Origin of the sequence: Cupriavidus sp. MP-37, from assembly GCF_020618415.1 — a bacterium.
In the GTDB taxonomy this organism is placed as follows: Bacteria; Pseudomonadota; Gammaproteobacteria; order Burkholderiales; family Burkholderiaceae; genus Cupriavidus.
Window position 1 is genome coordinate 1,217,450 of record NZ_CP085344.1, and the last position, 25,274, is coordinate 1,242,723.

Annotated in this window: 23 protein-coding genes; 9 read left to right on the top strand and 14 right to left on the bottom strand. The window is 69.4% G+C overall.

Annotated elements, in window-relative coordinates:
* Positions 1 to 114: 114 nt before the first annotated feature.
* On the top strand, positions 115 to 3,015 hold the full coding sequence (locus LIN44_RS05740; RefSeq protein WP_227313903.1) for an EAL domain-containing protein: 2,901 nt from the start codon (positions 115 to 117) through the stop codon (positions 3,013 to 3,015).
* A gap of 30 nt (positions 3,016 to 3,045) precedes the next feature.
* On the opposite strand, the gene LIN44_RS05745 is transcribed toward LIN44_RS05740, so the two are convergent.
* The 3 genes from LIN44_RS05745 to LIN44_RS05755 form a co-directional block, all read right to left on the bottom strand.
* The gene (locus LIN44_RS05745) at positions 3,046 to 3,552 is read right to left on the bottom strand and encodes a DUF3318 domain-containing protein (protein WP_227313904.1); all 507 of its coding nucleotides are present in this window, start codon (positions 3,550 to 3,552) and stop codon (positions 3,046 to 3,048) included.
* Positions 3,549 to 3,929 (bottom strand): phage holin family protein, encoded by a 381-nt coding sequence (locus LIN44_RS05750; RefSeq protein ID WP_227313905.1) that lies wholly within the window; start codon positions 3,927 to 3,929, stop codon positions 3,549 to 3,551. Before LIN44_RS05750 ends, LIN44_RS05745 begins: the two co-directional genes overlap by 4 nt.
* A 223-nt stretch (positions 3,930 to 4,152) precedes the next feature.
* Positions 4,153 to 4,479 (bottom strand): YqjD family protein, encoded by a 327-nt coding sequence (locus LIN44_RS05755; RefSeq protein WP_010813729.1) that lies wholly within the window; start codon positions 4,477 to 4,479, stop codon positions 4,153 to 4,155.
* A 263-nt stretch (positions 4,480 to 4,742) separates the two neighbouring features.
* Between LIN44_RS05755 and LIN44_RS05760 the strand changes: the two genes are divergently transcribed.
* Complete coding sequence (locus LIN44_RS05760; protein ID WP_012353545.1) at positions 4,743 to 5,381, top strand: peroxiredoxin; 639 nt, start codon at positions 4,743 to 4,745, stop codon at positions 5,379 to 5,381.
* 121 nt (positions 5,382 to 5,502) lie between these two features.
* On the opposite strand, the gene LIN44_RS05765 is transcribed toward LIN44_RS05760, so the two are convergent.
* Positions 5,503 to 6,696, bottom strand: a complete 1,194-nt coding sequence (locus LIN44_RS05765) for an acyl-CoA dehydrogenase (RefSeq protein ID WP_227313906.1) — start codon at positions 6,694 to 6,696, stop codon at positions 5,503 to 5,505.
* A 278-nt stretch (positions 6,697 to 6,974) separates the two neighbouring features.
* On the opposite strand from LIN44_RS05765, the gene LIN44_RS05770 reads away from it, so the two are divergent.
* The gene (locus LIN44_RS05770) at positions 6,975 to 7,793 is read left to right on the top strand and encodes an IclR family transcriptional regulator (protein ID WP_227313907.1); all 819 of its coding nucleotides are present in this window, start codon (positions 6,975 to 6,977) and stop codon (positions 7,791 to 7,793) included.
* Between the two features lie 21 nt (positions 7,794 to 7,814).
* Here the strand turns inward: LIN44_RS05770 and kynA are convergent, their stop codons facing one another.
* The 3 genes from kynA to kynB are packed head-to-tail and all read right to left on the bottom strand — an operon-like array spanning position 7,815 to position 10,659.
* Entirely contained in the window at positions 7,815 to 8,693 is an 879-nt protein-coding gene (gene kynA / locus LIN44_RS05775; RefSeq protein ID WP_227313908.1) for a tryptophan 2,3-dioxygenase, read from the bottom strand.
* Positions 8,694 to 8,706: 13 nt separating this feature from the next.
* On the bottom strand, positions 8,707 to 9,963 hold the full coding sequence (gene kynU, locus LIN44_RS05780) for a kynureninase (protein WP_227313909.1): 1,257 nt from the start codon (positions 9,961 to 9,963) through the stop codon (positions 8,707 to 8,709).
* 36 nt (positions 9,964 to 9,999) lie between these two features.
* Positions 10,000 to 10,659, bottom strand: a complete 660-nt coding sequence (gene kynB / locus LIN44_RS05785) for an arylformamidase (protein ID WP_227313910.1) — start codon at positions 10,657 to 10,659, stop codon at positions 10,000 to 10,002.
* Positions 10,660 to 10,816: 157 nt separating this feature from the next.
* Here kynB and LIN44_RS05790 point away from each other — a divergent pair, with 157 nt between their 5' ends.
* Positions 10,817 to 11,299 (top strand): Lrp/AsnC family transcriptional regulator, encoded by a 483-nt coding sequence (locus LIN44_RS05790; protein WP_227313911.1) that lies wholly within the window; start codon positions 10,817 to 10,819, stop codon positions 11,297 to 11,299.
* Here the strand turns inward: LIN44_RS05790 and LIN44_RS05795 are convergent.
* Entirely contained in the window at positions 11,296 to 11,754 is a 459-nt protein-coding gene (locus tag LIN44_RS05795) for a MarR family winged helix-turn-helix transcriptional regulator (RefSeq protein WP_227313912.1), read from the bottom strand. The two genes, LIN44_RS05790 and LIN44_RS05795, sit on opposite strands and share 4 nt — an antisense overlap.
* A gap of 16 nt (positions 11,755 to 11,770) precedes the next feature.
* Positions 11,771 to 12,331, bottom strand: coding sequence for a flavin reductase family protein (locus LIN44_RS05800; RefSeq protein WP_227313913.1), 561 nt, complete (start codon positions 12,329 to 12,331; stop codon positions 11,771 to 11,773).
* A gap of 170 nt (positions 12,332 to 12,501) precedes the next feature.
* Here LIN44_RS05800 and LIN44_RS05805 point away from each other — a divergent pair, with 170 nt between their 5' ends.
* From LIN44_RS05805 to msrA, 5 genes are all read left to right on the top strand, one after another.
* The gene (locus LIN44_RS05805) at positions 12,502 to 13,572 is read left to right on the top strand and encodes a peptidase M29 (protein WP_227313914.1); all 1,071 of its coding nucleotides are present in this window, start codon (positions 12,502 to 12,504) and stop codon (positions 13,570 to 13,572) included.
* Positions 13,569 to 14,390 carry an alpha/beta fold hydrolase gene (locus LIN44_RS05810; RefSeq protein ID WP_227313915.1) on the top strand — a complete coding sequence of 274 codons (822 nt, stop codon included), beginning with the start codon at positions 13,569 to 13,571 and terminating at the stop codon, positions 14,388 to 14,390. Before LIN44_RS05805 ends, LIN44_RS05810 begins: the two co-directional genes overlap by 4 nt.
* 97 nt (positions 14,391 to 14,487) lie before the next feature.
* Positions 14,488 to 15,741, top strand: a complete 1,254-nt coding sequence (locus LIN44_RS05815) for an acyl-CoA dehydrogenase family protein (protein ID WP_227313916.1) — start codon at positions 14,488 to 14,490, stop codon at positions 15,739 to 15,741.
* A complete protein-coding gene (locus tag LIN44_RS05820; RefSeq protein ID WP_227313917.1) occupies positions 15,738 to 17,294 on the top strand; it encodes a class I adenylate-forming enzyme family protein in 1,557 nt (518 codons plus the stop codon). Before LIN44_RS05815 ends, LIN44_RS05820 begins: the two co-directional genes overlap by 4 nt.
* 77 nt (positions 17,295 to 17,371) lie before the next feature.
* Positions 17,372 to 17,914, top strand: a complete 543-nt coding sequence (gene msrA / locus LIN44_RS05825; RefSeq protein ID WP_227313918.1) for a peptide-methionine (S)-S-oxide reductase MsrA — start codon at positions 17,372 to 17,374, stop codon at positions 17,912 to 17,914.
* Between the two features lie 33 nt (positions 17,915 to 17,947).
* On the opposite strand, the gene LIN44_RS05830 is transcribed toward msrA, so the two are convergent.
* From LIN44_RS05830 to LIN44_RS05850, 5 genes are all read right to left on the bottom strand, one after another.
* Positions 17,948 to 19,027 carry a DUF72 domain-containing protein gene (locus LIN44_RS05830; RefSeq protein WP_227313919.1) on the bottom strand — a complete coding sequence of 360 codons (1,080 nt, stop codon included), beginning with the start codon at positions 19,025 to 19,027 and terminating at the stop codon, positions 17,948 to 17,950.
* 15 nt (positions 19,028 to 19,042) lie between these two features.
* Positions 19,043 to 20,284, bottom strand: a complete 1,242-nt coding sequence (locus LIN44_RS05835; RefSeq protein WP_227313920.1) for a cyclopropane-fatty-acyl-phospholipid synthase family protein — start codon at positions 20,282 to 20,284, stop codon at positions 19,043 to 19,045.
* A 239-nt stretch (positions 20,285 to 20,523) separates the two neighbouring features.
* Positions 20,524 to 21,162, bottom strand: a complete 639-nt coding sequence (pdxH, locus tag LIN44_RS05840) for a pyridoxamine 5'-phosphate oxidase (protein WP_227313921.1) — start codon at positions 21,160 to 21,162, stop codon at positions 20,524 to 20,526.
* Positions 21,163 to 21,302: 140 nt separating this feature from the next.
* Positions 21,303 to 22,514 (bottom strand): MFS transporter, encoded by a 1,212-nt coding sequence (locus LIN44_RS05845; protein ID WP_227313922.1) that lies wholly within the window; start codon positions 22,512 to 22,514, stop codon positions 21,303 to 21,305.
* Positions 22,515 to 22,828: 314 nt separating this feature from the next.
* The gene (locus LIN44_RS05850; protein ID WP_227313923.1) at positions 22,829 to 25,168 is read right to left on the bottom strand and encodes an AsmA family protein; all 2,340 of its coding nucleotides are present in this window, start codon (positions 25,166 to 25,168) and stop codon (positions 22,829 to 22,831) included.
* Between the last annotated feature and the right edge of the window lie 106 nt (positions 25,169 to 25,274).

Consider the following 25,274-nt stretch of genomic DNA (forward strand, 5'->3'; position numbering starts at 1 on the left):
CCTGTGGCGCACGTCACAGGCCCTTTTTGCTTTTTTTTCGTCCGGCATGCCCCGATGGTAGGGGGCGCTTTAACTAGTTCGAGGTAGAGACGCCGGGCCGGCGCGCGCCGCACAATGGGTCAGCCGCGGCATGGGGACCGCGGCCCCTCGGAACGGCCGCGAGACACGGCCCCTCGAACAAGACCTATGCGGCAAGCAGGCGTTTCCTTGCCGGCCAGCGGGCATGTGTTGCGCATCATCTGGCCGTTCGTACCGGTGGTCGTCGCGCTGGCGTTGTTCAGCATCGCCAGCCTGGACCTGTTGTCGGCCGCGCGCGCCTTTGTCGCGGGCGAGAGCCAGTGGTCCAAGGGCCAGAAGAACGCCGTGCTGCACCTGCTGCGCTACGGCGAGGATCGCGATCCGGCGGATTTCGAAGCCTACCTGGCGTCCATCGCCATCCCGTTCGGCGACCACCGCGCGCGCCTCGAGCTGGACCGTCCCGAGCCCGACCTGGAACGGGTGCACGAGGGCCTGCTGGCCGGCGGCAACCACCCCGAAGACATCCCGCGGATGGTGCGCCTGTACCGGAATTTCCGCCATATCCATGAGGTCGATGCCGCCATCCGCGTGTGGGCGCAGGGCGATCTCGAGATCTTTGCCTTGCACGAGCAGGCGCTGGCGTTGCGGCGGCTGGCCAGCCAGCCCGGCTGCGATGACGCCTGCGTCGCGCCGGTGCTGCGCAACATCGCGCAGATCGACGCCAGGCTGACGCCGCTGGAGCGCGCTTTCTCGGGCCACCTGGGCCAGGCGTCGCGCCGGGTCACGCGGCTGCTCACCAACGGCAGCGCGGTGATGGCGGCGGCGCTGCTGATGTCGGCGATCCTGCTGTCGGTGGGGCCGCTGCGGCGCGAGCGCCGGCTGCGCGAGGCCCTGGCGCAGCGCGAAGAGCAGCTGCAACTGGCGGTCGAGGGCAGCAACGATGGCCTGTGGGACTGGCACCTCGGCCGCGGCGAGCTGTACTTCTCGCCGCGCTGCGCGCAGATGCTGGGCTACCGCGGCGACGAGCTGCCGCATGCGCGCGAAACCGTGCTCGGCCTGCTGCATCCGTCCGAGCTGGCCGCGTTCGAGGCCAAGCTGGCGCACCACCTGCGCAGCGGCGAGCCCTACGATGCCGAATTCCGCCTGCGCAACCGGGCCGGCGACTACCTCTGGGTGCGCGCCCGCGGCCGGCTGGTGCGCGGCGCCGGGCGCCGGCGCGCGCGCATGGCGGGCTCGCTGACCGATATTTCCGAGCACAAGCGCTACGAGACCCAGCTGTTTGCCGAAAAGGAGCGGGCCCAGGTCACGCTGCAGGCGATCGGCGACGCGGTGGTCACCGCCGATGTATGGGGCCGGGTGCAGTCGCTCAACCCCGCGGCCGAAGCGCTGACCGGATGGCGCGAGGCTGAGGCCCGCGGGCTGCCGCTGAGCGAGGTCTGCGTGCTGCGCGACGAGGACAGCCTGGCGCCGCTGCCCGATATCGTGACGCTGGCGCTGCGCCAGCGCTGGCACAGCCGCTCGGCCCAGCTGGTGCAGCGCGACGGCGCCGGGCAGCCCGGCCAGGCGCTGGCGGTCAAGCCGTCGGTGGCGCTGATCCGCGACCGTGCCGCGCAGGCCATCGGCGTGGTGGTGGTGCTGCACGACATCAGCCAGGAACGCGCGCATGCCGCGCGGCTGGCGTACGAGGCCAGCCATGACGCGCTGACCGGCCTGGTCAACCGCGCCGAGTTCGAGCGCCGGCTGGCCGCGGCGATCGAGCGCGCGCGCGCGCAAGGCACCCCGCACACCCTGATGTACCTGGACCTGGACCAGTTCAAGGTGGTCAACGATACCTGCGGCCACGCCGCCGGCGATGAGCTGATCCGGCAGATGGCCGAGATCATGCGTGGCCAGCTGCGCCGCACCGACCTGCTGGCGCGGCTGGGCGGCGACGAGTTCGGCGTGCTGCTCGAGCATTGCGCCACGGCCGATGGCGAGCGCGTAGCCGAGGGCCTGCGCCACGCGATTGCAAGTTTCCGCTTTGCGCACCGGCAGCGCACCTTCGCGGTCGGCGTCAGCATCGGCCTGGTCACGCTGGACCGGCACGCCGGCAGCGTGGCCGAGGCGCTGAGCGCGGCCGACGCGGCGTGCTACGTGGCCAAGGAGGGCGGGCGCAACCGCGTGCAGGTCTACCATCCGCTGGACAGCGTGGTGCAGGTCCGCCATGGCGAGATGGAGTGGGTCAGCCGGGTGCACGCGGCGCTGGCCGCGGGCCGCTTCTGCCTGTTCTCCCAGGAGGTCGTGCCGGTGCAGGCGAACGCGCCGGCCCCGGCGGGGCGCCATGTGGAGCTGTTGCTGCGCATGGTCGACGAACGCGGCCGGCTGGTGCCGCCGATGGCGTTCGTGCCCGCCTGCGAGCGCTATAACCTGATGCCGATGATCGACCGCTGGGTGGTCGAGACCGCGTTTGCCACGCTGGCGGGGCGCCAGGCCGAGATCGCCACCTGTGCGATCAACCTGTCAGGCTCGTCGCTGGCGGACATCCAGTTCCCGGAGTTCGTGCGCGAGCAGGCGCAGCGCTTCGGCATCGCGCTGGACGGCATCTGCTTCGAGATCACCGAGACCGCGGCGATTGCCAACCTGGCGCAGGCCGGCGCCTTCATCATGCAGCTGCAGCAGCTCGGCTGCCAGTTCGCGCTGGATGACTTTGGCGCCGGCATGTCGTCGTTCACTTACCTGAAGCACCTGCCCGCGGCCTACCTGAAGATCGACGGCAGCTTCGTTCGCGACATGCTGGCCGATCCGGTCAACCTGGTGATGGTGGAGGTGATCCAGCGCATCGGCCACGCCATGGGCAAGCAGACCATTGCGGAATTCGTCGAGAACGAGGCCATGCTCGAGCGGCTGCGCGAGCTGGGCGTGGACCTGGCGCAGGGCTACCACATCGCGCCGCCGGTGCCGTTCGCACCGGCCGGTCCGGATGTCGGGGCACAGCCGGCCATTGCGCTGGCGGGCTGAGCCCGGCGCAGCCGGCGTGCGCCGGGGCCGTCAGGGGATCAGCGGATCGCGGAAGCCGGTGTCGGCCGCCGGTGGCGTACCGGCGGGGGCCGGCGTCGGCACGCCGGCGGGCGGCACGGCCTGGCCCTTGGCATCGCGCCAGGTGTTATAGGCCCAGTAGGCGGCGCCGGCGACCAGCCCCAGCTTGGACAGCTTCCAGGTCCAGCGCAGCACCGGCGCGCGCTTGACCAGCGGCAGCGCCAGCGTCACCGCGGTGCTCAGCAGCGGATAGTCCTTGGTCAGGCCGACCACCTTCATCCACGAACCCGGCCGCGCGATCCGCGGCAGCCAGGCACTGACGGTGCCCAGGCGGTGCACGCCGCCACGCACCGCGCGCAGCGCCTGCAGGCAATCGTGGCGTTCGAGCGCGGCGCGGGTCAGCAGCAGTTCCTTGCGCACCGCCAGCGGCAGGCGCACCTCTTGCGTGAACCGGGGCGCGCGGGGATGTTCGCCGCGTTCGCGTGCGGGGGTGCTGTCGTCAGGGTCGAGTGTGCTCATCTGCGCAGGATCTCCCGGTCTTTGTCGATTTCGGCGAGCGTGGCTTCCAGCATCGGCGGGGCGTTGCGCAGCACGCTGCGGGCGTACGCCAGGCAGATCGCGCACAGCACCAGGTAGAGCACCGTCAGCGCGCCCAGCGCCTGCCAGCGGTACGTGTCCCAGAACAGGATCGCGATCAGCGCGGTCAGGGTGACCAGGCCCAGGCCGAAGAAGGCCAGCCCGAACAAGGCCAGCAGGGCGACCTTCAGCAAGCGCGTGCGCTCCTCGGCCAACTCCACGCTGGCAAGCTCCAGGCGCGTCTGCACCATCGCCACGAGCGAGCCGGCCAGGTTGCGCACGGCGTCGAGGAACTTGGGGGAAGGGGTGGCTTCGCTCATGCGGCTCCGGCGTGAAAGAGCGGTGCGCCGGCATCGCCGTACGCACCTATCCAGCTGGCGGGGCCGGTTGCGGCGCCAGGTTGTGTCGGCAACGGCCGGTCGGCCACGAACAGGCCCACCACGACAGCGTTTCCGACACACCGGGCGCCCCGGCCGTTGGCAACCCGCCGGGCGGGTTGCCGCGATGGCGCGGCAGCGGCGTGCCGCGCCCGATTTGCAGCGCTTACTTGCGGTTGAGCAGCAGACCGATCAGCAGGCCCACGCCGGCTGCCACGCCCACGGCGCGCCACGGGTGGTCATGCACGTAGTCGTCGGTGGCGCGCGCGGCGGCCTTGCTCTTGGTGACGACGGCGTCTTGCAGGTCCTGGGCCTTTTCCTTGGCTTGCTTGAGCAGGCCCATGCCACGCTCGCGCAGTTCGGCGGCCTTTTCCCCGGTGGTCGAGGCGGCTTGCTTCAGCAGTTCCTCGGCGTCGGACAGCACGGTCTTGACATCGCTCATCAGTTTCTCCTGTTTGCGGGCGGTTGGTTCGGTTTGTGCGGATTCTGACATTTTCTTCGCTCCGAGGCTAACGGCATTTGTCGGTCTGATACTTAGCATATGTGGCGACACGTCGCCCTTTCAAGGCAGCGGCCCCGGAAGCGGCGCGCCGGGGGCGGGACGCCCAAGTATTGCCAGCATGCCCGAAAGCGGGCGTGATGAATGTCAGAGAATGTCTATATGACTGCGAGTGATTTTGTAGTGACTTTATATTCGTTTGGGTTGGATATCAATCCAGTTACTCTGGTTCCACCGTGAAATCAGGAGAACAGAACATGGCGTTGCGTCTTGGCGATATCGCCCCGGACTTCGAGCAGGATTCCAGCGAAGGCCGTATCCGCTTCCATGCGTGGCTTGGCGACAGCTGGGGCGTGCTGTTCTCGCACCCGGCCGACTATACCCCGGTGTGCACCACCGAACTGGGCCTCACCGCCCGACTGAAGGATGAATTCGCGCGCCGCGGCGTCAAGGCGATCGCGCTGTCGGTCGATACCGTCGACTCGCACCGCGGCTGGATCGCGGACATCAACGAGACCCAGTCGACCGAGGTCAACTTCCCGATCCTGGCCGATGCCGACCGCAAGGTGTCGCAGCTCTACGACATGATCCACCCGAACGCGAACGAGACCCTGACGGTGCGCTCGCTGTTCATCATCGACCCGAACAAGAAGGTGCGCCTGATCATCACCTATCCGGCCAGCACCGGGCGCAACTTCAACGAGGTGCTGCGCGTGATCGACTCGCTGCAGCTGACCGACAGCCACAGCGTGGCCACGCCGGGCAACTGGCAGGACGGCGACGACGTGGTGATCGTGCCGTCGCTGAAGGATGAAGCGGTGCTGCGCGAGAAATTCCCCAAGGGCTACCAGGCCGTGCGTCCGTACCTGCGCCTGACGCCCCAGCCCAACAAATGAATACGGCCCCGCCAGGGCGGGGCCGTGTGCAAGGCAGGTGTTGTATCGACGGGGGCAGCCTCGTCGTCTCCTTGGTAGTGTGCTTGGCCCGGCGTCATCGCCGGGCTTTTTTCTGGTGCGATCAGAAGAAGGCCTGCAGGCCGGTCTGGGCGCGGCCCAGGATCAGCGCGTGGATGTCATGGGTGCCTTCATAGGTGTTGACCACCTCCAGGTTCACCACATGGCGGATCACGCCGAACTCGTCCGAGATGCCGTTGCCGCCCAGCATGTCGCGCGCCACGCGGGCGATGTCGAGCGACTTGCCGCACGAGTTGCGCTTCATGATCGAGGTGATTTCGACCGCCGCGGTGCCTTCGTCCTTCATGCGGCCCAGGCGCAGGCAGCCCTGCAGGCCCAGCGTGATCTCGGTCTGCATGTCGGCCAGCTTTTTCTGCACCAGCTGCGTCTGGGCCAGCGGGCGGCCGAACTGCTTGCGGTCCAGCGTGTACTGGCGCGCGGTGTGCCAGCAGAATTCGGCGGCGCCCAGCGCGCCCCAGGCGATGCCGTAGCGCGCCGAGTTCAGGCAGGTGAACGGACCTTTCAGGCCCTTCACGCCCGGCATGATGTTCTCTTCGGGCACGAACACCTGGTCGAGCACGATCTCGCCGGTGATCGAGGTACGCAGGCCGACCTTGCCGTGGATGGCCGGGGCGCTCAGGCCCTTCCAGCCCTTTTCCAGGACAAAGCCGCGGATGTCTTCCTTGCCGTCTTCGCCCTGCAGCTTGGCCCAGACCACGAACACGTCGGCGATCGGCGAGTTGGTGATCCACATCTTGGCGCCGGTCAGCTCGTAGCCGCCGTCGACCTTCTTGGCGCGGGTGACCATCGAGCCCGGGTCGGAGCCGTGGTTCGGCTCGGTCAGGCCGAAGCAGCCGATCCATTCGCCGGTGGCCAGCTTGGGCAGGTACTTCTGCTTCTGCGCCTCGGTGCCGAATTCATAGATGGGCACCATCACCAGCGACGACTGCACGCTCATCATCGAGCGGTAGCCCGAATCGACGCGCTCGACTTCGCGCGCGATCAGGCCGTAGCTGACGTAGTTCAGGCCCGGGCCGCCGTATTGCTCGGGGATGGTCGGGCCGAGCAGGCCGAGCTCGCCCATTTCGCGGAAGATCTCGACGTCGGTCTTCTCGTTGCGGAACGACTGCAGCACGCGCGGCATCAGCTTGTCCTGGCAGTACGCTGCGGAGGCGTCACGCACGGCGCGTTCGTCGGCAGTCAGTTGCTGGTCGAGCAGCAGGGGGTCGGCCCAGTGGAATTCGGCGTTGGCAGCCATGCAGGTCTCCTTCGGTAGCGCAGGGGAAGCGCCGGGCGGGCGGCTCGATGCCGCGGTCCGCGCCGGCGGATTCCGTCGTTCGTAACGGGTTCGGTGATCGGTTGAGGATCGATCGGTGGTCGTGCGGAGGATTTTTTCGGATCCCTGAAGTTCCGCATTGCGGAACTGTGTTCCGTTGAATTAGTATATCGCAATGGTCTTGCCACGCAACAGGCAAAACCCTGAACCACCGCGCCTTTGTGCGATGAACGGACAAGCGCCGACTGGAGCACCGAACCTTGGCTAACCTGAACCCCGATCCGTCACCTTCCCGGGAACCCGCCGCGGCACCCGTGCGCGACAGCGACCCGAACTTCGTCACCGCGCTGGCGCGCGGCCTGGAGCTGCTGCGCTGCTTCCGCACCGGCGAGGCGATGCTGGGCAACCAGGAGTTCGTGCGCCGCACCGGGTTTCCCAAGGCCACGGTGAGCCGGCTGGCCGGCACGCTGGTGCAGCTGGGCTACCTGCGTTATGACGAGAGCCTGGGCAAGTACGCGCTCGATGCGGGGGTGCTGGCGCTGGGCTACGCCTACCTGTCGGCGTCGGACGTGGTGTCGCTGGCGCGCCCGCACATGCTGGCGTTCGCGCAGTCGTACGGGGTCTCGGTGTCGCTCGGCAAGCGCGAGCGCATGGAAGTGATCTACCTGGAATCGATCCGCAACGACGCCGGCGTGATGCTCGGGCTGGGCGTCGGCTCGCGGCTGTCGCTGGTATCCAGTTCGATGGGGCGGGCCTACCTGGCGGCGTTGCCCGCGGCGCGCCGCGAGCGCGTGATGGCGGAGTTCAGCCAGGCCTTCCCGGAGCAATGGAAGCAGCAGGAAGCCGCTACCCGCGCCGCGCTGGCCGAGGCGCAGCAGCGCGGCTATGCCGCGTCGTTCCGCGACTGGCATCCGGCCATCCATGCCTGCGCGGTGGCGTTCCGGCCGGTGGGGGAGAAAGAGCTGCACATGCTGAGCTGCAGCGCCTCTTATGGGGCGGTGGACGAGGCGGTGTTCCACCAGACCCTGGCGCCGGCATTGCAGACGCTGGCGGCAAGGTTGTCCGAGCCGGCGGGCTGAAGCCACCACCGGCCCTGCGGATCAAAGATCGGTCCGCAACTTCCACAGTTCCGGGAACAGCACCACGTCCAGCATCTTGCGCAGATAGCTGACGCCTTCGGTGCCGCCGGTGCCGCGCTTGAAGCCGATCACGCGTTCGACCGTGGTTACATGGCGGAAGCGCCATTGCCGGAACGCGTCTTCCAGGTCGACGAACTTCTCGCCCAGTTCATAGAGTTCCCAGTGCGCGGCGGGGTTGCGATAGACCTCCAGCCAGGCCGCCTCGACCGACGCGTTGTACGCGGTCGGCTGGGTCCAGTCGCGCTCGACGCAATCGGCGTCGATGGCAAAGCCGCGCCGCGCCATCAGCCGGATCGCCTCGTCGTACAGCGACGGCGTCTTCAGCGCGGCCTCGACCAGCGCCAGGTGTTCGGGCCGGTGCGCATGCGGCCTGAGCATGGCCGCGTTCTTGTTGCCCAGGATGAACTCGATCTCACGGTACTGGTAGGACTGGAAGCCCGACGACATGCCCAGGTAGGGCCGCATCGCCGAGTACTCCGGCGGCGTCATGGTGGCCAGCACGTTCCACGCCTGCACCAGCTGGTCCATGATGCGCGACACGCGCGTCAGCATCTTGAACGCGGGCGGCAGGCTGTCGCCCTTGACCGACTCGCGCGCGGCGCGCAGCTCGTGCAGCATCAGCTTCATCCACAGCTCGGTGGTCTGGTGCTGCACGATAAACAGCATCTCGTTGTGGTCCGGCGACAGCGGATGCTGTGCGCTCAGGATCTGGTCCAGGCCGAGATAGTCGCCATAGCTCATGTCCCTGGCGAAATCCATCTGCGCGCCGTGCCAGCCGTCGCCTTGCGGCGTGGCTGCCGGCGCCGCGCCGGAGAAGGGGCAGCCCTTGAATTCGCTCATGATGCGCTCCCGGTCAGGTCACCTGGCCGCGCGTCTGGAAGCGCGCGTCGCGATACGCGCCGCTGTCCAGCACCTCGCGCAGGATTTCCACAGCATCCCACACCTCGGCGAAGCTGGTGTAGAGCGGGGTGAAGCCGAAGCGGGCGATGCGCGGCTCGCGGTAGTCGCCGATCACGCCGCGCTCGATCAGGGCCTGCACCAGCGCATAACCCTCCGGATGCTCCAGGCTGACCTGGCTGCCGCGGCGTGTGTGCTCGCGCGGCGTGACCAGCGTCAGCGGATGGTGGCCGCAACGGGCCTCGACCAGTTCGATAAACAAGTCGGTCAGCAGCAATGACTTGGCGCGCAGCACCTGCATGCTGGTCTGGGCGAAGATGTCCAGCCCGCACTCGACCATCGCCAGCGAGGTCACCGGCTGGGTGCCGCACAGGAAGCGGCGCACGCCCTCGACCGGGCGGTATTGCGGATCCATCGCGAACGGCGCGGCATGGCCCCACCAGCCCGACAGCGGCTGCCAGAAGGCATCGCGCAGCGCGGGCGCGACCCAGACGAAGGCGGGCGAGCCCGGGCCGCCGTTCAGGTACTTGTAGGTGCAGCCGATGGCATAGTCGGCCCCGGCGGCCTTCAGGTCGACCGGCACGGCGCCGGCCGAATGGCACAGGTCCCACACCGTCAGCGCGCCGCGGGCATGGGCCAGCTCGGTCAGCCCGGCCATGTCGAGCATTTCGCCGGTCTTGTAGTTGACGTGGGTCAGCATCAGCACCGCGGTATCGGCGCCCACGGCGGCGTCGAGCTCGGCCGGCGAGTTCACCAGCCGCAGCGAATAGCCTTGCTGCAGCAGGTCGGCCAGGCCCTGGGCGATATACAGGTCAGTGGGGAAGTTGCTGGCCTCGGAGACGATCACCTTGCGCGCCGGGTCGCGCGTCTGCTGCACGCGCAGCGCCGCGGCCAGCACCTTGAACAGGTTGATCGAGGTGGTGTCGGTGACCACCACTTCATCGTGGCCCGCGCCGACCAGCGGCGCCAGCTTGTTGCCCAGGCGCTGCGGCAGGTCGAACCAGCCGGCGGTGTTCCAGCTGCGGATCAGGCCGTCGCCCCATTCCTCGGCCACCACCTGGGCGGCGCGCGCGGCGGCGGCGCGCGGGCGGGCGCCGAGCGAGTTGCCGTCGAGGTAGATCACGCCCTGGGGCAGCGCGAACTGGTCGCGCAGCGGGCGCAGCGGGTCTTGCTGGTCGAGCCGGATACAGTGCTCGCGGTCAATGGTCGTCATGTCGTGCAGAAAAGGCCAGGCGGGTTCGGGAAAGGTTCAGTCGAGGCTGCGCAGCACCGCGCGCACCGGGCTGGCATCCAGCGCGGCAAAGCGCAACGGCAGCGCGATCAGTTCATAGTCGCCGGCATCGACCTGGTCCAGCACGATGCCTTCCAGGATCGCCAGGCCATGGCGGCGCACGGCGTGGTGCGCGTCCATGGTCTTGGACTCCTGCGGATCGAGCGAGGGCGTGTCGATGCCGACCAGCTGCACGCCGTGCGCGGCGAGCAGCGCGATGGTGTCGGGCGACACCGCGCAGAAGGCCGGGTCCCACTGCGCCAGCGGCGCCTGCCGGTAGGTGCGCAGCAGCACCCGCGGCGGCAGCGCCTCGAGTGCGTGCTCGACATGGTGCGGCTGCACCAGCGGCGCGGCGCCGATGCAGTGGATCACCCGGCACCGGCCCAGGTATGGCGCCAGCGGCACGGCGCCGATCGGCGCGCCGTCGGCGGCATAGTGCAGCGGCGCGTCCGCATGCGCGCCGGTGTGCGGCGACAGCGTGATGCGGCCGACATTGACCGGGCAATGCGCGTCGATCTGCCAGGCCGGCTGCTGCTGGAATGGCGTATCGCCGGGCCACACCGGCGTGGCGGGCGACAGCGGCGGGCTGATGTCCCACAGCCGGCGCAAGTCAGGATTGGGGGGATTGGGGGCGGTCATGAATTGCGCGGCGCCGTCCGCGGGCGCCGTTTCTGTGTGCCTCGATGTCGGGAATCATAGTCAAAATCGGCGGCAAGAGGCTTGCTAAATGGCCCCTCATTCGGCCCGTCTTTCGCATAAAATGCGCAAAATTGCCGAATTCTCGAAGGAAATTCGAATGAACCTCGATCCCACCGATCTGCGCATCCTGACCTGCCTGCAGGAGAACGGCCGCATCAGCAACCAGGATCTGGCCGACCGCGTGGCGCTGTCGCCGTCGGCGTGCCTGCGCCGCGTGCGGCTGCTGGAAGAGTCAGGGGTGATCGGCGGCTATCGCGCGTGGTTCGATGCCGAACAGCTGGGCCTGGAGCTGGAGGCGATCGTGCAGGTGTCGATGCGCCATGATGTGGAGGGGTGGCACGACACCTTCATCGCCGCGGTGCAGTCGTGGCCGGAAGTGCTGTCGGCGTACATCATCACCGGCGACAGCAACTACATCCTGCGCGTGCAGGCGCGCAACCTGAAGCATTACTCGGACTTCATCGTGAACCGGCTGTACCGTACTCCGGGCGTGATGGATATCCGCTCGAATATCGTGCTGCAGCGGATCAAGGTAGACAGCTCGCCGCTGGCGATCCTGAAGTCGGCCGCTGAAGCCTAGCGCTGCGTGTGCAGCGCAATCAGCTGCCGCAGGGTTTCCTTCAGCTGCGCGCCCTGGCGCACGCCGAAGTCATCCAGCACCGCGCGTTCGTGCTGCGCGGCGCGCGCGAGCAGCGGCTGCACCAGCGCCAGGCCGCGCGGCGTGATCGACACCAGCGCCTGGCGGCGGTCGGTCTTGCCGGCGCGGCGCCGGACCAGGCCGTCGTGCGCCATGCGGTCGAGCAGCTTGGTCAGCGTGGGCTGCTTGGTCAGCGTGATTTCCGCCAGCGCGCCGACGGTGCAGTCAGGCCGGTCGGCCAGCGTGGCCAGCACGCGCCATTCCTGCACCGACAGGCCGCTGGCCTCGACCTCGCGATGGAACTCGCCCGAGATCAGATGGCTGGCGCGCGCCAGCAGATAGGCCAGGTAGCCGTCGACAAAGGGCTGGGGCGAGGGGTCTGCCGGCAGATCCGCCATGATGGACAGGGGCGTTTCAGAGGTCGAGCGGGGCGGTGGTGGTGAACTGGCCGCCCTGGAATATCAGCGGGCCGTCCTTGCCATCGAGCACGCCGCAGCGCTCCACTTCGCCGACAAAGATGACGTGGTCGCCCTCGTCGTAGCGGCTGCGGTTGTGGCATTCGAACCAGGCCAGTGCATTCGACAGGATCGGCAGGCCGGTGGCCGAGAGCCGGTAGTCCACGCCGGCAAAGCGGTCGCCCTTGAGCGTGGCGAAGCGCTGGCACAGGTCCAGCTGCGAGGCCGACAGCACGTTGATGATGTAGTGGGTGCCGTCGCGGAACATCGGCAGGCTGTTGGCACGCGTGGCCATGCTCCACAGCACCAGCGGCGGCTCCAGCGACACCGAGTTGAACGAGCTGGCGGTAATGCCGATGAACGGCGGCGCGCCGGCGGCAACCGACTCGTTGCTGGCGCGCGTGGTGATCACCGTGACCCCGGTCGCGAACTGCGACAGGGTGCGGCGGAAGTGCATCGCGTCGAAGTCGGGGGCGGCGGCTACGCTGGCGATCCGTGGCCGGGCCTCAGGCATGCCCATGGGGGCTCCACTGGAGTTCATGAAATTTCATATATATTATTCGCGCCGGGGGCGGCGAGTTCAAGTCCGGCACTGCGCACGGCACGCCGCAGGCGCCGGCTGGCGCATAAAGCCAGGGCGGCCCGCCCCATAGAACAAGAAGCCAACTACAAGCAGCTGGAGACAAGCGCATGCTCATCGAGCAGATCGAACACCGCTGGCTGGCGGCGTTCCGCCGCACGCTGGAACTCTGTGCCCTGCGGCACGGGGATGTCGTCGGAATTGTAACGGAGTCCCAATCCCGCCCTGTCAACGTGGCCTTGGCCGAGCTGGCCGTGCAGTCGCTGGGCGCCACGCCGGTGCGGATCCAGGTGCCGACTCCGGCGCTTGCCGCACCGGCGCCGGTGCGCTCCACCGGCGCCAGCGATGCCTTGCAGCATCTCGCCCCGGTGCTGGCGGCGTTGTCGCGCTGCCAGCTGGTGCTCGACTGCACCGTCGAAGGCCTGCTGCACGCCCCCGAATTGCCGCAGATCCTGCGCGGCGCCGACGGCGTGGTGCCGCGCATGCTGATGATCAGCAACGAGCACCCCGAGATCCTGGAGCGCTGCCAGCCGGACCCGTCGCTGGAGAGCACCGTGCGCGCGGCGATGAAGCGCCTGCGCGGCGCGCGCGAGATGCGCGTGCATTCCGCCGCCGGCACCGAGCTGCGCATCGGCCTGGCCGAGGCGCGCGTGGGCGGCGTCTGGGGCTTCTGCAACAAGCCCGGCCAGGTCTCGCACTGGCCCGGCGGGTTGTGCCTGGCGTTCCCGGCCGGCCGCCAGGTCAACGGCACGCTGGTGCTGGCCCCGGGCGACGTCAACCTGACCTTCAAGACCTACCTGCGCGACACCGTGGTCTGCCATATCGAGGACGACTTTATCGTCGCGGTCGAGGGGCAGGGCGTCGATGCCGACATGATGCGCGGCTACTACCAGGCCTGGGCCGATCGCGAGGGCACGCGCGACGCCTACGCGGTCTCGCACGTGGGCTGGGGCCTGAACCGGATGGCGCGCTGGGACGCGATGACGTTCTACGACAAGCGCGATTGCAACGGCACCGAGCTGCGCGCGTTCGCCGGCAACTTCCTGTTCTCGACCGGCGCCAACGAGGTGGCCGGGCGGCACACGCTGGGCCACTTCGACCTGCCGCTGCGCAACTGCACGATTTCGCTCGACGGCCGAACCGAGGTCGACGCGGGCACGCTGGTGGAGGTGGCCGCATGAGCGCCGCCGCGACGATGCAGCGCCACGCCAACGGCATCGCCACGCTGGCCTGGGGCGACGGACCGGTGGCGGTGGTGATGCTGCATGGCATCGGCGGCGGCAAGGCCGCCTGGCCCGCGCAGGGCGAGGCGCTGGCGCAGGCCGGCTACCGCGCGGTGGCGTGGGACATGCCCGGCTATGGCGACAGCGCGCTGATCGACCCCTATGACTTCGACGGCCTGGCGGCGGCGCTGACACCGGTGCTGCTGGCCGAGCGCGGCGACGGCCGGCGCGTGGTGCTGCTGGGCCACAGCATGGGCGGCATGGTCGCGCAGCAGGCTTGCGCGGCCACGCCCGCGCTGATCGACGGCATGGTGCTGTCCGGCACCTCGCCCGCCTTCGGCAAGGGGGATGGCGCGTGGCAGCGCGAGTTCGTCGCCGCCCGCACCGCGCCGCTGGATGCCGGCAAGACCATGGCGCAGCTGGCCGCCGGGCTGGTGCGCACCATGGTCGCGCCCGACGCCGACGCGCAGGCCGTGGCCTTCGCCACCGCGGTAATGGCGGCGGTGCCGGCGCCCACCTACCGCGCCGCGCTGGCTGCGCTGGTGCGCTTCAACCAGCGCGACGCGCTGCCGCGCATTGCGGTGCCGGTGCTGGCGCTGGCCGGCCAGCACGACACCAACGCCGCGCCCGAGGTGATGCAGCGCATGGCGCAACGCATTGCCGGCGCCGAGTACCGCTGCCTGCCCGACGTGGGCCACCTGGCCTGCATGGAGCGCCCCGAGTTGTTCAACGACGCGGTGCTGGACTTCCTGCGCCGCCACTTTCCCGTGCACTGAAGCGCGCCACGTTCCGCCAGCGCCCACACAAGAACCGCCGCCGCGCCGCCCCCTTTCTATCCAACCGGCGCGAGCAGGCAAAACAGGAGACCGCGACATGCCATCCGGCCAGCTCGACTTCATCCCCGCCGTCGGTACGGCGGACTTCTCCCCGGAACAGGCGCAATGGCTGACGCTGGCCAACCGCCTGGGCCGCGAGCGCTTCGCGCCGCGCGCCGCCACCTGGGACCGCGAAGCCAGCTTTCCCTTCGCCAACTACGACGATCTGCGCGAGGCCGGCCTGCTGGCCTTGTGCGTGCCGCGGGCATTCGGCGGCGCGGGCGCGGACTTTGCCACCTATTGCATGGTCGGTGCCGAGATCGGCCGCTTCTGCGGCGCTACCGCGCTCACGTACAACATGCATATCTGCTCGACCATGTGGACCGGCGTGCTGTCCGATGGCATCGACATGACGCCGGCACAGCGCGACGAACACCAGGCCCGCCGCGAGCTGCATTTCGCGCGGGTGGTGCGCGACGGCGCGGTCTACGCGCAGCCGTTCTCCGAAGGCTCGGCCGCCGCCGCCGGCAAGGCGCCGTTCGGCACCACGGCGCGCAAGGTCGAAGGCGGCTGGGTGCTGAACGGGCGCAAGATCTTCGCCTCGCTGTCGGGCGCGGCCGACTACTACGGCATCCTGTGCACCGAGGACCGCGGCGACCAGCATCCGGACATGCGCGACACGCTCTACATCGCCGTGGCCGGCCAGGCGGACGGGCTCACCGTGACCGGCGACTGGGACCCGATGGGCATGCGCGGCACGGTGTCGCGCACGCTGCTGCTCAAGGACGTGTTCGTGCCCGACCACGAACAGCTGATGCCGCGCGGGGTCTATTACCGCGCCGCGCAGACCTGGCCGGCGATGTTCTTCACGCTGTCGCCCACCTACCTCGGCGTGGCGCAGGCGGCTTACGACTTCACCGTGCAATACCTGCGCGGCGAGGTGCCGGGCCAGCCGCCGGTCAAGCGCCGCATGTACCCGACCAAGCAGATCGCGGTGGCGCAGATGCGCATCCAGCTGGAAACCATGCGCTCGATCTTCTGGCGCGCGATCCACGAAGCCAGGCCCAATCCGTCGAAGGACGAGCGGCTGCGCCTGTACGCCGCGCACTACACCGTGATGGAAGGCGCCAACGACATCGCCCGGCTGGCGATCCGCACCTGCGGCGGCCAGTCGATGCTCAAGGACCTGCCGCTGGAGCGGCTCTACCGCGATTCGCGCTGCGGCGCGCTGATGCTGCCCTGGACCGCCGAGCTGATCCTCGACCGCATGGGCCGCGAGACCCTGTACGAATCCGGCGAGCGCGACGAATGAACGCCCCCCGCGCCATCCGTGCCATCCGTGCCGGTGCCGTCGGCCTGAGCGCGCTGCCGGCGATGCTCCATCGCCATGCCGACGCGGCGCCCGGCCGGCCGGCGCTGCACTACCTGGGCCGCACCTTCACCTACGGCAAGCTGTGGCGGCGCGTCGAGCGCGCCAGCGCCCACCTGGCCGCGACCTGGGGCGTGCGCGCCGGCGACCGCGTCGGCACGCTGTGCCTGAACCACGAACTGCAGCTGGTGCTGCTGTTCGCCTGCGCCCGCGTCGGCGCCATGTTTGCACCGCTGAACTACCGGCTGGCGCCGGCCGAGTTGCGGGCGATTGCGGCCCACGCGCAACTGGCCGTGCTGTTCCATGATGCGGCCCATGCAGCGCTGGCGCGCGAGGCCGGCGCCGGCTGCCAACTGGCGCACCTCGACCGGTTGATTGACCATCCGGCGCCGTCCGGCGTGATCCATGCCCCCGTGCCGGAGCATGCACCACTGCTGCTGGCCTATACCTCGGGCACCACCGGCAAGCCCAAGGGCGCCGTGCATACCCAGGCCGGCGTGCTGGCCAATGCGCGCGCCAGCTGGTGGGCACATGACATGCATGCGGACGACCACGTGCTGTCGGTGCTGCCGCTATTCCATGTCGGCGGGCTGTGCATCCAGACGCTGCCGGCGCTGCTGGCCGGCGCACAGGTTACGCTGCATGACCGCTTCGCGCCGCAGGCGTGGCTGGATGCGGTGGCCGGGGCGCGGCCAAGTCTGTCGCTGATGGTGCCGGCCACGCTGCGCGCGGTGCTGGAGCATCCGCGCTGGGCCGAGGCCGACCTGGCCGCGTTGCGCGGGGTGATGGCCGGATCGTCGACCATCCCGCGCGCGTATATCGACGCCTTCCACGCCCGCGGCGTGCCGCTGGGACAGGTCTATGGCGCCACCGAGACCGGGCCGGTGTCGGTGGTGCTGAAGCTGGAACATGCCATGGCGCGTCCCGGCTACGCCGGCTGGCCGCAGCCGGAGGCCGAAGTGCGCCTGGCCGGCGCCGATGGCGCCGAGGTGCCGCCGGGCGCGGTCGGCGAGCTGTGGGTGCGCGGCGCCAACGTCATGGCCGGCTACTGGAACCAGCCCGACAGCGGGCTACCCGATAGCGGGCTGCCGGGCGGCTGGTTCCATTCCGGCGACCTCGCGCACCGCGATGCCGGGGGCTGCATCGAGGTGGTGGGCCGCAGCAAGGACATGATCATCTCCGGCGGCGAGAACATCTATCCCGCCGAGATCGAGAACGTGCTGGCCGGCCTGCCCGGCGTGCAGGAATGCGCGGTGGTCGGCGTCGCCGATGCGCGCTGGGGCGAAGTGCCGGTGGCGGTGATCGTGCCGGCGCCGGGTGCGCCGCGCGGCGCGCTGGCGGCCGAACCGCTGCGCGAGCTGCTGGCCGCGCGCATCGCCCGCTTCAAGCTGCCGCGCGAAGTGGTGCTGATGGAAGATCTGCCGCGCAGCGCGCTCGGCAAGGTGCTCAAGCCGCAATTGCGCGCGCTGCTGGAAGCCCGGCGCCAGCCGGGCTGAATCCGCTGCAAGCGCGCCGATCTGCGCTTATGCTTGAGGCCTGGCAAGACATACGGCTACGCAAGGGAGCGGCGCAAATGGAACATGGATTGGAAACCGCCACGCTGGGCGGCGGATGCTTCTGGTGCCTGGAAGCGGTCTACCAGCAGGTCGAAGGCGTGGTCGCGGTCGAGTCCGGCTACACCGGCGGACATGTCGACCACCCGACCTACCAGCAGGTCTGCGAGGGCGATACCGGCCACGTCGAAGTGGTGCGCGTCAGCTTCGATCCGTCGGTGATCAGCTACCGCGAGATCCTGGAGATCTTCTTCGCCATCCATGACCCGACCACGCCGGACCGGCAGGGCAACGACGTGGGGCCGCAATACCGCTCGGCGATCTTCACGCATTCGGAAGCGCAGCGCGCGACGGCCGAATACGTGATGCGCGAACTGGCCGCCGCCAGGGTGTTCGATGCGCCGATCGTGACGCAGGTCGAGCCGGAGCAGCCGTACTGGCGCGCCGAGGCGAGCCACCAGAACTATTACCAGGACCATCCCAGCCAGGGCTACTGCGCGTTCGTGATCTCGCCCAAGCTGGCCAAGTTCCGCAAGCAGTTTGGGGCAAAGCTGCGCAAGTAAGGCGGACGCCGGCAGGGGCCCGCGCCGGCGCGCTCAGCGCTCCAGCCGCGCCGCGATGGCCTCGGCCAGCCGCGCGCAGCTCAGCGGGGCGCAGCCTTCGGCGTTGTTGCTGACGATGACGATGGCGGGCTGCCCGGCGCGCAGCGTGCGCGCCACCACGTCGGCAATCGCGTCGCGGGTGTCGGGATCGTCGTCGACGATGCGGTCGAACGGCGCATAGCGCTTCTCCGCGTAGGCGTAAGGCCGGCCCGCATGCAGCATCCAGCGCAGCACCAGCGGGCCCGCCCCGGCCTCATCCATCAGCGCCTGCGCCGCCGCCTGGCGCGGTACCGGCGGCAGCCGGTCGCGTGCCGACAGGCAGAAGCGCACGCCGTGGCGGCGCAGCAGGCGGATATAGCGTGGCGTCAGCAGGGCCGGGTCGCGCAGCTCGACGGCATAGGCGGCATGCGGCGTCAGTGCCGGATCCAGCGCCGGGAGCGCGCCGAGGAAGGCGTCGAGCCGCTCCAGGAACACCGCGCTGTCGGCCAGCGGGCCCATCGGCGACAGCTGGAACAGCAGCGGCCCGCACTTGTGCCCCAGTCCGCTGGTGGCCGGCACGATGAAGTCGCGCGCCGCGATGTCCGCGTCCAGGAAGGCGGCGTTGGCCAGCCGGCCGGCACCGTCCGGGCCGCGCAGCCAGGCGTCGCAGACGCTCGCCGGCGCCTTGACCAGGAAGCGGAAGCCCTCCGGCACCTGCGCCGCGTACGACAGGTAGTCGGCCAGCGGGATCGGACCGTAGAAGCCGCGGTCGATGCCGGCGGCGCGCAGCAGCGGGTGACGCGAATAGGCGGCAAGGCCCTTGCGCGAGAGCAGGCTGTCGCCGTACTCGCCGTCGTAGACCAGCCCTTTCCAGCCGGGATAGGCCCACGACGAGGTGCCGAAATACAGGTGCGGCGGCAGCCGCGCCGCCAGCGCCTGCAGCGCCGGCGCGGCCGGAAACGGCTGCACGCTCTTGCCGCGCGCAGCCTTGCCTGGGGAATCGGTTGGGGCCGCCGCGCCGGCTGGCGCGGCCGGCTGCCCGGGAGTCGCAGCGGGGGCGGGCAGGGGCAGCCCGCCAAAGAGGTCTTCAGTCAATCGTTCCGGTAGCCTTCAGTCGTTGCCGCCGATGGGCTGCTCGTAGATATAGCGGCGCGACCACGGCAGCGAGTCGGCCTGCAGCCCGGACTTGTGGCACACCACCTGGTAGATCGACATCTTCTCGGTCTCGAAGGCGTGCGCGCAGCCGGCCAGGTAGACGCGCCAGATACGGTATTTTTTCTCGCCCACCATGCTGCGGATGGTATCGCCGCGCGCCTCGAAGTTGTCGGCCCAGTGGTGCAGCGTGCGCGCGTAGTGCCGGCGCAGCAGCTCGACGTCGAAGGCTTCCAGGCCGCCTTGCTGCAGCGTGCGCAGCACCAGCCCGATATGCGGCAGTTCGCCCTGCGGGAACACGTAGCGGTCCATGAACTCGGCGCCGTCCATCGGCGTCGCGCCGTTGTCGGGGTCGGGCGAGGTGATGCCGTGGTTCATGGCAAAGCCGTCGTCGGCCAGCAGTTCGCGGATGCGGCCGAAGTAGCCGGGCAGGTTGTCCTTGCCCACATGCTCGAACATGCCGACGCTGGTGATGCGGTCGAAGCTGCCGGTGGTGTCGCGGTAGTCCTGCAGCCGGATCTCGATGCGGTCGGACAGGCCCGCCGCCCTGACACGCTCGGTGGCGAGGTCGAACTGGTTCTGCGACAGCGTGATGCCGACGCAGCGCGCGCCGAACTTCTGCGCCGCGCGCAGCACCAGCGCGCCCCAGCCGCAGCCGATGTCGAGCAGCGTCTGGCCCGGCTGCAGCCGGATCTTGGTCAGGATGTGGTCGATCTTCTTGATCTGCGCGGTGGCCAGGTCTTCGTCGCCGTGCTCGAAGTAGGCGCAGGAGTAGACCATGTTGGGGTCGAGCCAAAGCTGGTAGAAGTCGTTGGAGACGTCGTAGTGGTACTGGATCGACTCCTTGTCTTCCTGCTTGGTATGCGAGAAGTGCTGCGCCACCTTGTACAGCGCGCCGCCGGCGCGCCGCGTGGCCGCGGCCGAGAAGCCGTAGCCCACCTTGATGATGTCGGCCAGGCGGCCATCGAAATCGATCTTGCCCTGGACGTACGCCTCGCCCAGGTTGTCCAGGCTGGGGGTCAGCAGCAGCGGCAGGGCCGCGGCTTCGCGCACGGTCAGCGTGACCACCGGCTTGTCGAATTGCCCGAGCGGGTATTCACTGCCATTCCACAGCCGCAGGCTGACCGGGAGATTGGCGTTCTCGCGCAGGTCGGCGATCCAGTTGTCGAGTTGCTTTTCCAGGGTTTGCTTGAAAAACATGCGCTTTACCTCCCGATGGTTGCGGCACACGCTTCGGCGGACGCATCCGGCAAGGAGAAACTGCGCGCAAACCTTGCCCGATCCGTCGCGAGCGCTGCAAGAAAAGAGTAGCCAAGCGACGCCTGTCTCACTTTAGTCCAATTCCGCAGCCCGTGCAGCGCACCGCCGGGAAGACCCTGCCGCCGTCCCGGTAGAGGGGTAGAAGCATCAGCGGACGCGCGCGGCGTCCGCCGGCCAGCTCAGGGCGACAGCCGCACGATCTGCCAGCCCGTGCCGGGCTGGATCCGGTAGGCGATGCGGTCGTGCAGCCGCGACGGCCGCCCCTGCCAGAACTCCAGCGCTGTCGGCACCAGGCGGTAGCCGCCCCAGTAGGGCGGGCGCGGCGGGTTTTCGCCGAACTTGCTGCGGTATTCCTGTTCGCGCTGCTCGAGCACTTCGCGGCCGGGTACCTCCCGGCTTTGCGCGGAAGCCCAGGCGCCTACCCTCGAGCCCAGCGGACGCGTGGCGAAATAGGCGTCGCTTTCGTCGTCGGAGACCTTCTCGACGCGGCCTTCGACGCGCACCTGGCGTTCCAGCTGGACCCAATGGAACAACAGCGCGGCGCGCGGGTTTGCCGCCAGGTCCAGGCCCTTGCGGCTTTCATAGTTGGTGAAGAAGGTAAAGCCGCGGTCGTCGATGCCCTTGAGCAGCACGATGCGCGCGGAAGGCTGGCCGTCGGCGTCGACCGTGGCCAGGGTCATGGCATTGGGTTCAGGCAGCTTGGCCGTGACCGCTTCGTCGAACCAGCGCTTGAACTGGCTCATCGGGTCGGGGGCCACGTCGGATTCGGACAGCGCGCCCAGCACATAGGTGCGGCGCAGGTCGGCAAGTTGGGTCATGTCGCAATCATCAGGGAATCGGTCCGGAGGCGCGCTGCGCGCGGGCGCGGGGGGCGCGGGTCCGGCTGATTCGAGTATAGCGAATGCATCGGGGGCCGCATTTGCGTGGCGACAAGCGGCAACCAACGGTATCCGCTGCGTCACCCGCCGGCAGTGGGTTGCGCCGGCGGCGCCAGCACCTTGCGCCCCTGGCGCCGCGAATAGTAGCCGGCCGCGCCCATCGCGCCCGCCATCGACAGGAAGATCGGCAGCATGCCCAGCGCCGTGCCGACCACGCCGAAGGTGAGCGGCCATACCACCTGGCTGGTGTTCAGCACTGCCGAGCGCAGGCCCAGCGCCTCGCCGGCGCGGCCGTGCGGCGACGCGGTGTGCAGGATGTTCATGACGTTGGGCTGCGCGCTGCCCAGCGCCAGGCCCAGCACGAAGGCCAGTGCGCACATCAGCCAGAAGTGCGCGACGAAGGGGTAGGCCAGGTAGGCCAGCGCGCCGACCAGCAGCGCGGCGCGGATGATCTTCCATTCCGACAGCCGGCGCGACACCGCCGGCATCGCCACCCGGATGGCAAAGGTGGCGATGGCGAAAGCGCCCAGCACCCAGCCGATCGACGACGGCGACAGCCCGATGCGCGAGCCCTGGATCGGGATCAGGAACGCGTGCAGGTCCCACGCGGCCGACAGCACCGCGCTGGCGACGAAGACCGCGCGCAGTTCGGGATGCTGCAGCAGGTCGAGCGTGGAGTGGCGGGTGCCGTCCGCGATGGCGATGCGCCCGGCGTTGCCGCCGCGCGCGGGCAGCCGCGGACGCACCCATTGCAGGCCGGCCTGGCCGGCCAGCGCCACCGCCACCAGCACCGCGAAGGCGGGGCGGAAGCCGGCATGCTCGATCACGTAGCCCATCGCCACCGGCCCGAGCGTGCCGGACACCGACAGCCCCAGCGCATGCCAGGTGTAGTTGCGCAGCCGGGTGGCATCGGTCGAGACCTGCCCGATCAGCAACTGCATCGCCACCTGGACCAGCATGAAGCCGACCCCGATCAGCGCGCACGACAGATACAGCGCGCCCAGCTCGTGCCACAGCGCCGGCAGCAGCGTGCCCGCCACCACCATCAGCGAGCCCGCCATCATCGGCTTGCGCGGGCCGATCTGGTCGATGCGCTTGCCGGCGCGGATCGCCAGCAGCATCGGCAGCAGCGCGTACAGCGACATCAGCACGCCGAGCGTGACGGTGGAGGCCTTGAGGGAAATCGCGAACAGCGACACCACCACGCGGCTGGCATTGAAGGCCACGTGGTTGCACACCGTCAGTGCGATCAGCCAGGTGATCGGCGGGACGGCGGCATGCGTCAGCGTCATGGGGCGGGGCGGGGCGTTGGTGGACCGCGCCTGATGCCGGCGGGGAGCCGTACCAGGCGAGGCAAATCAGGGAAAAAGGCTGCAAAACAGGCAGCAAAAACAAAGGGCGGCCGCGGCCGCGCCTTTTCAAGGATGCCACACGGGCGAGCCCGCGTCGCAGCCAATGCTTGCCATGCTTAGGCTTCTTGTAAATGGCCGTTTAATTATGCGCCTGACCGTGTCGCGGCACAACGACTACGTGCGTCAACTTGCCGCAGCGGCGCCAAGTGTTGCGATTTTGTTTAATCCGCGCCGGTGCCGGGCGGCGCCGGGACTCAGCCGCCCTGGTAGAACGACCGGTCGTTGGTCGGACGCTGCGGCGGCGGGCGCTGACCCCCGGGACGGGCCGGCTCGCGCGGGCTGGCGGCGGGCTTGCCGGGACGCGCCGCGGCGGCCGGTGCACCGGGCCGGCTCGCAGTGGCTGCTGCGCCGCCGCTGCCGGTCGGCGCCGCTGCTGCCTTCGGGTCCTTGTAGGTCTTGCCCGGCGGCGGCGCGGTGGGGCGCTTGCGCAGTTCGGCCAGCAGCTTGGCGCACTGCGAGTCGTCGCCGCCCGGCGAAATGTCCAGCAGCGGCAGCACCGCGGTGGCAACCGGCGCCAGCAGCGCCAGCGACAGCGCGCCGCCGGCACGCAGCGCCAGCACGCCGATATCGGGGCTGACGCGCGGGTCCTTCATGGTGCCGCCGACATACAGCGGCGAGCGCAGCGAGAAGATGCGCAGGCCCTTGGAGTCGGGGTGGATGGTCAGCGCCAGCCGCTCGCTGCGCAGGTCGATGCCGCCGGTGGTCTCGATCACCGCATCTTGCGTGTCGAGCACGAAGGTGCGCGCGCGCGCCACGCCGTCGGTCATGGCGAAGTCGCTGACGCCGCAGTTGATCTGGACCGGCTTGTCGCCGAACAGCTTCGACACCACCAGGCTACCGACATTCAGGCCGATGGCCTCGAGCAGGAACTTGCTGACCGTGCCGTTCTCGACCAGCAGCCGCGCCTCGCCGTTGGACGAACCCAGCAGCGCCGCCACGGAATTGCCGGTGGCCGACAGCTTGGCGCTGCCGTTGAGTTCGCCGATGCTGGCGCGCATCAGGTCGATGGTCGGGAACAGCTGCTTGAGCTTCATGCGCCGCGCCTTCAGGTCGATCATTGCGCCCATGGGCTCGCGCTTGCCGTCGAGCCGCAGCGTCGACACCAGGTTGCCGCCCGCCACGCCAAAGTTGAGCGGATCCAGCAGCAGCACGCCGTCCTGCAGCTTCAGGTGCGTGACCAGGTCGGTGATCGGCAACTCGACATCGCGGATGATGCGCTTGCCGGTGAAGTGCACGTCGGCGTCGATCTCGTCCCAGCGCTCGGTGCGGAACGGCGCCACCGGCAGTGCCTTGTCCGCCGGCTGGGCCACCGGGCTGTCCTTGGCCGGGCGGCCGGGCTTGGCGTCGGCGCCGATCAGCGGGGCCAGGTCGACGAAGCGCAGCTGGTTGGACACCAGGTTGCCGGCCAGCAGCGGGCGCGGGTCGCGCTTGGTGAAGGTGAGCGTCCCGGACAGGTCGCTGCCGCCGACGCGGCCCGTGAACTTTTGGTACTCGTAGATCGAGCCTTCCTTGCGCAGCGTCGCCATCAGCCGGCCACGGGTCTGGTACGGCGGCGTCGACGGCAGCACCACGCCGGTCAGCGCGTAGAGCTTCGCCATGCTGTCGCCGGCCAGGGTCAGGTGCACGTCCAGCGCCGCCAGGTGCGCCGGATTGGTGACCGTGCCTTCGATCTGGGCGCGCGTGCTGCCCACGCGCACATCCGCCTGGATCGGGAACGGCACGTCGGTATTGCGCAGGCTCAGCACCGTGCCGGCCTTGCCGCTGGCGTTGATGGTGGCCTCGTTGTAGCGTCCGGTCGCTTTCCAGCGCACGCCATAGCGGCCGTCGGCGCCATTGGCAGGCGCCGCGGAGGCCGGGCTGCCGGCGGGTGGCGCCGAGGCCGCCTGCGCGGCACTGCCGGGCGGCCCGGGCGGCACGGCCGAGGCCTGCGGCCCGACCAGCGCGCCGTCGCGCGCCTTGTCATAGAGCGGTGCGTTGCCGATGGTGTCGAGTTCCGCCTGCAGCGAGATCTTCTTGAGCTGGTCGGTCAGCGCCAGGTTGCCGCGCGCCAGCACCACCTCGCCGATATCCAGCTGCCATTTCGAAGTGCCCTCCTTGGGGCCGGTGTCGAAGGTCCAGTTGTTGCGGCTGTCGGCGAGGCGCTCCAGCCATACCGCCGGGCTGTCGATGACGATGGTCGGCACCGCGATCTCGTTGGCCAGCAGCGGCAGCGGGCGCAGCACGAAGATCAGCTCGCGCACGGTTGCCATATTGGGCTGCGCGGCCCAGTCCGGGTTGCCGACGGTGATGTCGCGCGCCGACAGCCGCGGCCACGGCACCAGCGTGCGCCAGCCCTTCTCGCCCTCGCCGCGGCGCCAGGTCACGGTCAGGTCGCCGTTGATGGCAAAGGGGCGGCCGATGGCTTCGGAGACGCGGTCGTTGAGCCAGGGCTTGATCCGGTTCCAGTCGAAGGTCAGGATCACGACCACCAGCAGCGCGATCAGCGCGATTGGTGTCAGGACACTCCACAGAACGACCTTGCGGCGCACGGGCATGAGGCGGGCTCCTCGCTGGCGGGGCGGAGGCCCGTGGAACCCGCGCGGGGTGGCGCGGCGAACGGACCACTGCAGGTCTATTGTATAGTTGCGCGCTTCCCGTCCT

Bases quoted from the DNA above. Each gene is read 5' to 3' on its own strand.
- LIN44_RS05740 (WP_227313903.1), top strand. From the start codon at position 115: ATGGGTCAGCCGCGGCATGGGGACCGCGGCCCCTCGGAACGGCCGCGA.
- LIN44_RS05745 (WP_227313904.1), bottom strand. From the start codon at position 3,552: ATGAGCACACTCGACCCTGACGACAGCACCCCCGCACGCGAACGCGGC.
- LIN44_RS05750 (WP_227313905.1), bottom strand. From the start codon at position 3,929: ATGAGCGAAGCCACCCCTTCCCCCAAGTTCCTCGACGCCGTGCGCAAC.
- LIN44_RS05755 (WP_010813729.1), bottom strand. From the start codon at position 4,479: ATGTCAGAATCCGCACAAACCGAACCAACCGCCCGCAAACAGGAGAAA.
- LIN44_RS05760 (WP_012353545.1), top strand. From the start codon at position 4,743: ATGGCGTTGCGTCTTGGCGATATCGCCCCGGACTTCGAGCAGGATTCC.
- LIN44_RS05765 (WP_227313906.1), bottom strand. From the start codon at position 6,696: ATGGCTGCCAACGCCGAATTCCACTGGGCCGACCCCCTGCTGCTCGAC.
- kynA (WP_227313908.1), bottom strand. From the start codon at position 8,693: ATGAGCGAATTCAAGGGCTGCCCCTTCTCCGGCGCGGCGCCGGCAGCC.
- kynU (WP_227313909.1), bottom strand. From the start codon at position 9,963: ATGACGACCATTGACCGCGAGCACTGTATCCGGCTCGACCAGCAAGAC.
- kynB (WP_227313910.1), bottom strand. From the start codon at position 10,659: ATGACCGCCCCCAATCCCCCCAATCCTGACTTGCGCCGGCTGTGGGAC.
- LIN44_RS05790 (WP_227313911.1), top strand. From the start codon at position 10,817: ATGAACCTCGATCCCACCGATCTGCGCATCCTGACCTGCCTGCAGGAG.
- LIN44_RS05795 (WP_227313912.1), bottom strand. From the start codon at position 11,754: ATGGCGGATCTGCCGGCAGACCCCTCGCCCCAGCCCTTTGTCGACGGC.
- LIN44_RS05800 (WP_227313913.1), bottom strand. From the start codon at position 12,331: ATGGGCATGCCTGAGGCCCGGCCACGGATCGCCAGCGTAGCCGCCGCC.
- LIN44_RS05805 (WP_227313914.1), top strand. From the start codon at position 12,502: ATGCTCATCGAGCAGATCGAACACCGCTGGCTGGCGGCGTTCCGCCGC.
- LIN44_RS05810 (WP_227313915.1), top strand. From the start codon at position 13,569: ATGAGCGCCGCCGCGACGATGCAGCGCCACGCCAACGGCATCGCCACG.
- LIN44_RS05815 (WP_227313916.1), top strand. From the start codon at position 14,488: ATGCCATCCGGCCAGCTCGACTTCATCCCCGCCGTCGGTACGGCGGAC.
- LIN44_RS05820 (WP_227313917.1), top strand. From the start codon at position 15,738: ATGAACGCCCCCCGCGCCATCCGTGCCATCCGTGCCGGTGCCGTCGGC.
- msrA (WP_227313918.1), top strand. From the start codon at position 17,372: ATGGAACATGGATTGGAAACCGCCACGCTGGGCGGCGGATGCTTCTGG.
- LIN44_RS05835 (WP_227313920.1), bottom strand. From the start codon at position 20,284: ATGTTTTTCAAGCAAACCCTGGAAAAGCAACTCGACAACTGGATCGCC.
- pdxH (WP_227313921.1), bottom strand. From the start codon at position 21,162: ATGACCCAACTTGCCGACCTGCGCCGCACCTATGTGCTGGGCGCGCTG.
- LIN44_RS05845 (WP_227313922.1), bottom strand. From the start codon at position 22,514: ATGACGCTGACGCATGCCGCCGTCCCGCCGATCACCTGGCTGATCGCA.
- LIN44_RS05850 (WP_227313923.1), bottom strand. From the start codon at position 25,168: ATGCCCGTGCGCCGCAAGGTCGTTCTGTGGAGTGTCCTGACACCAATC.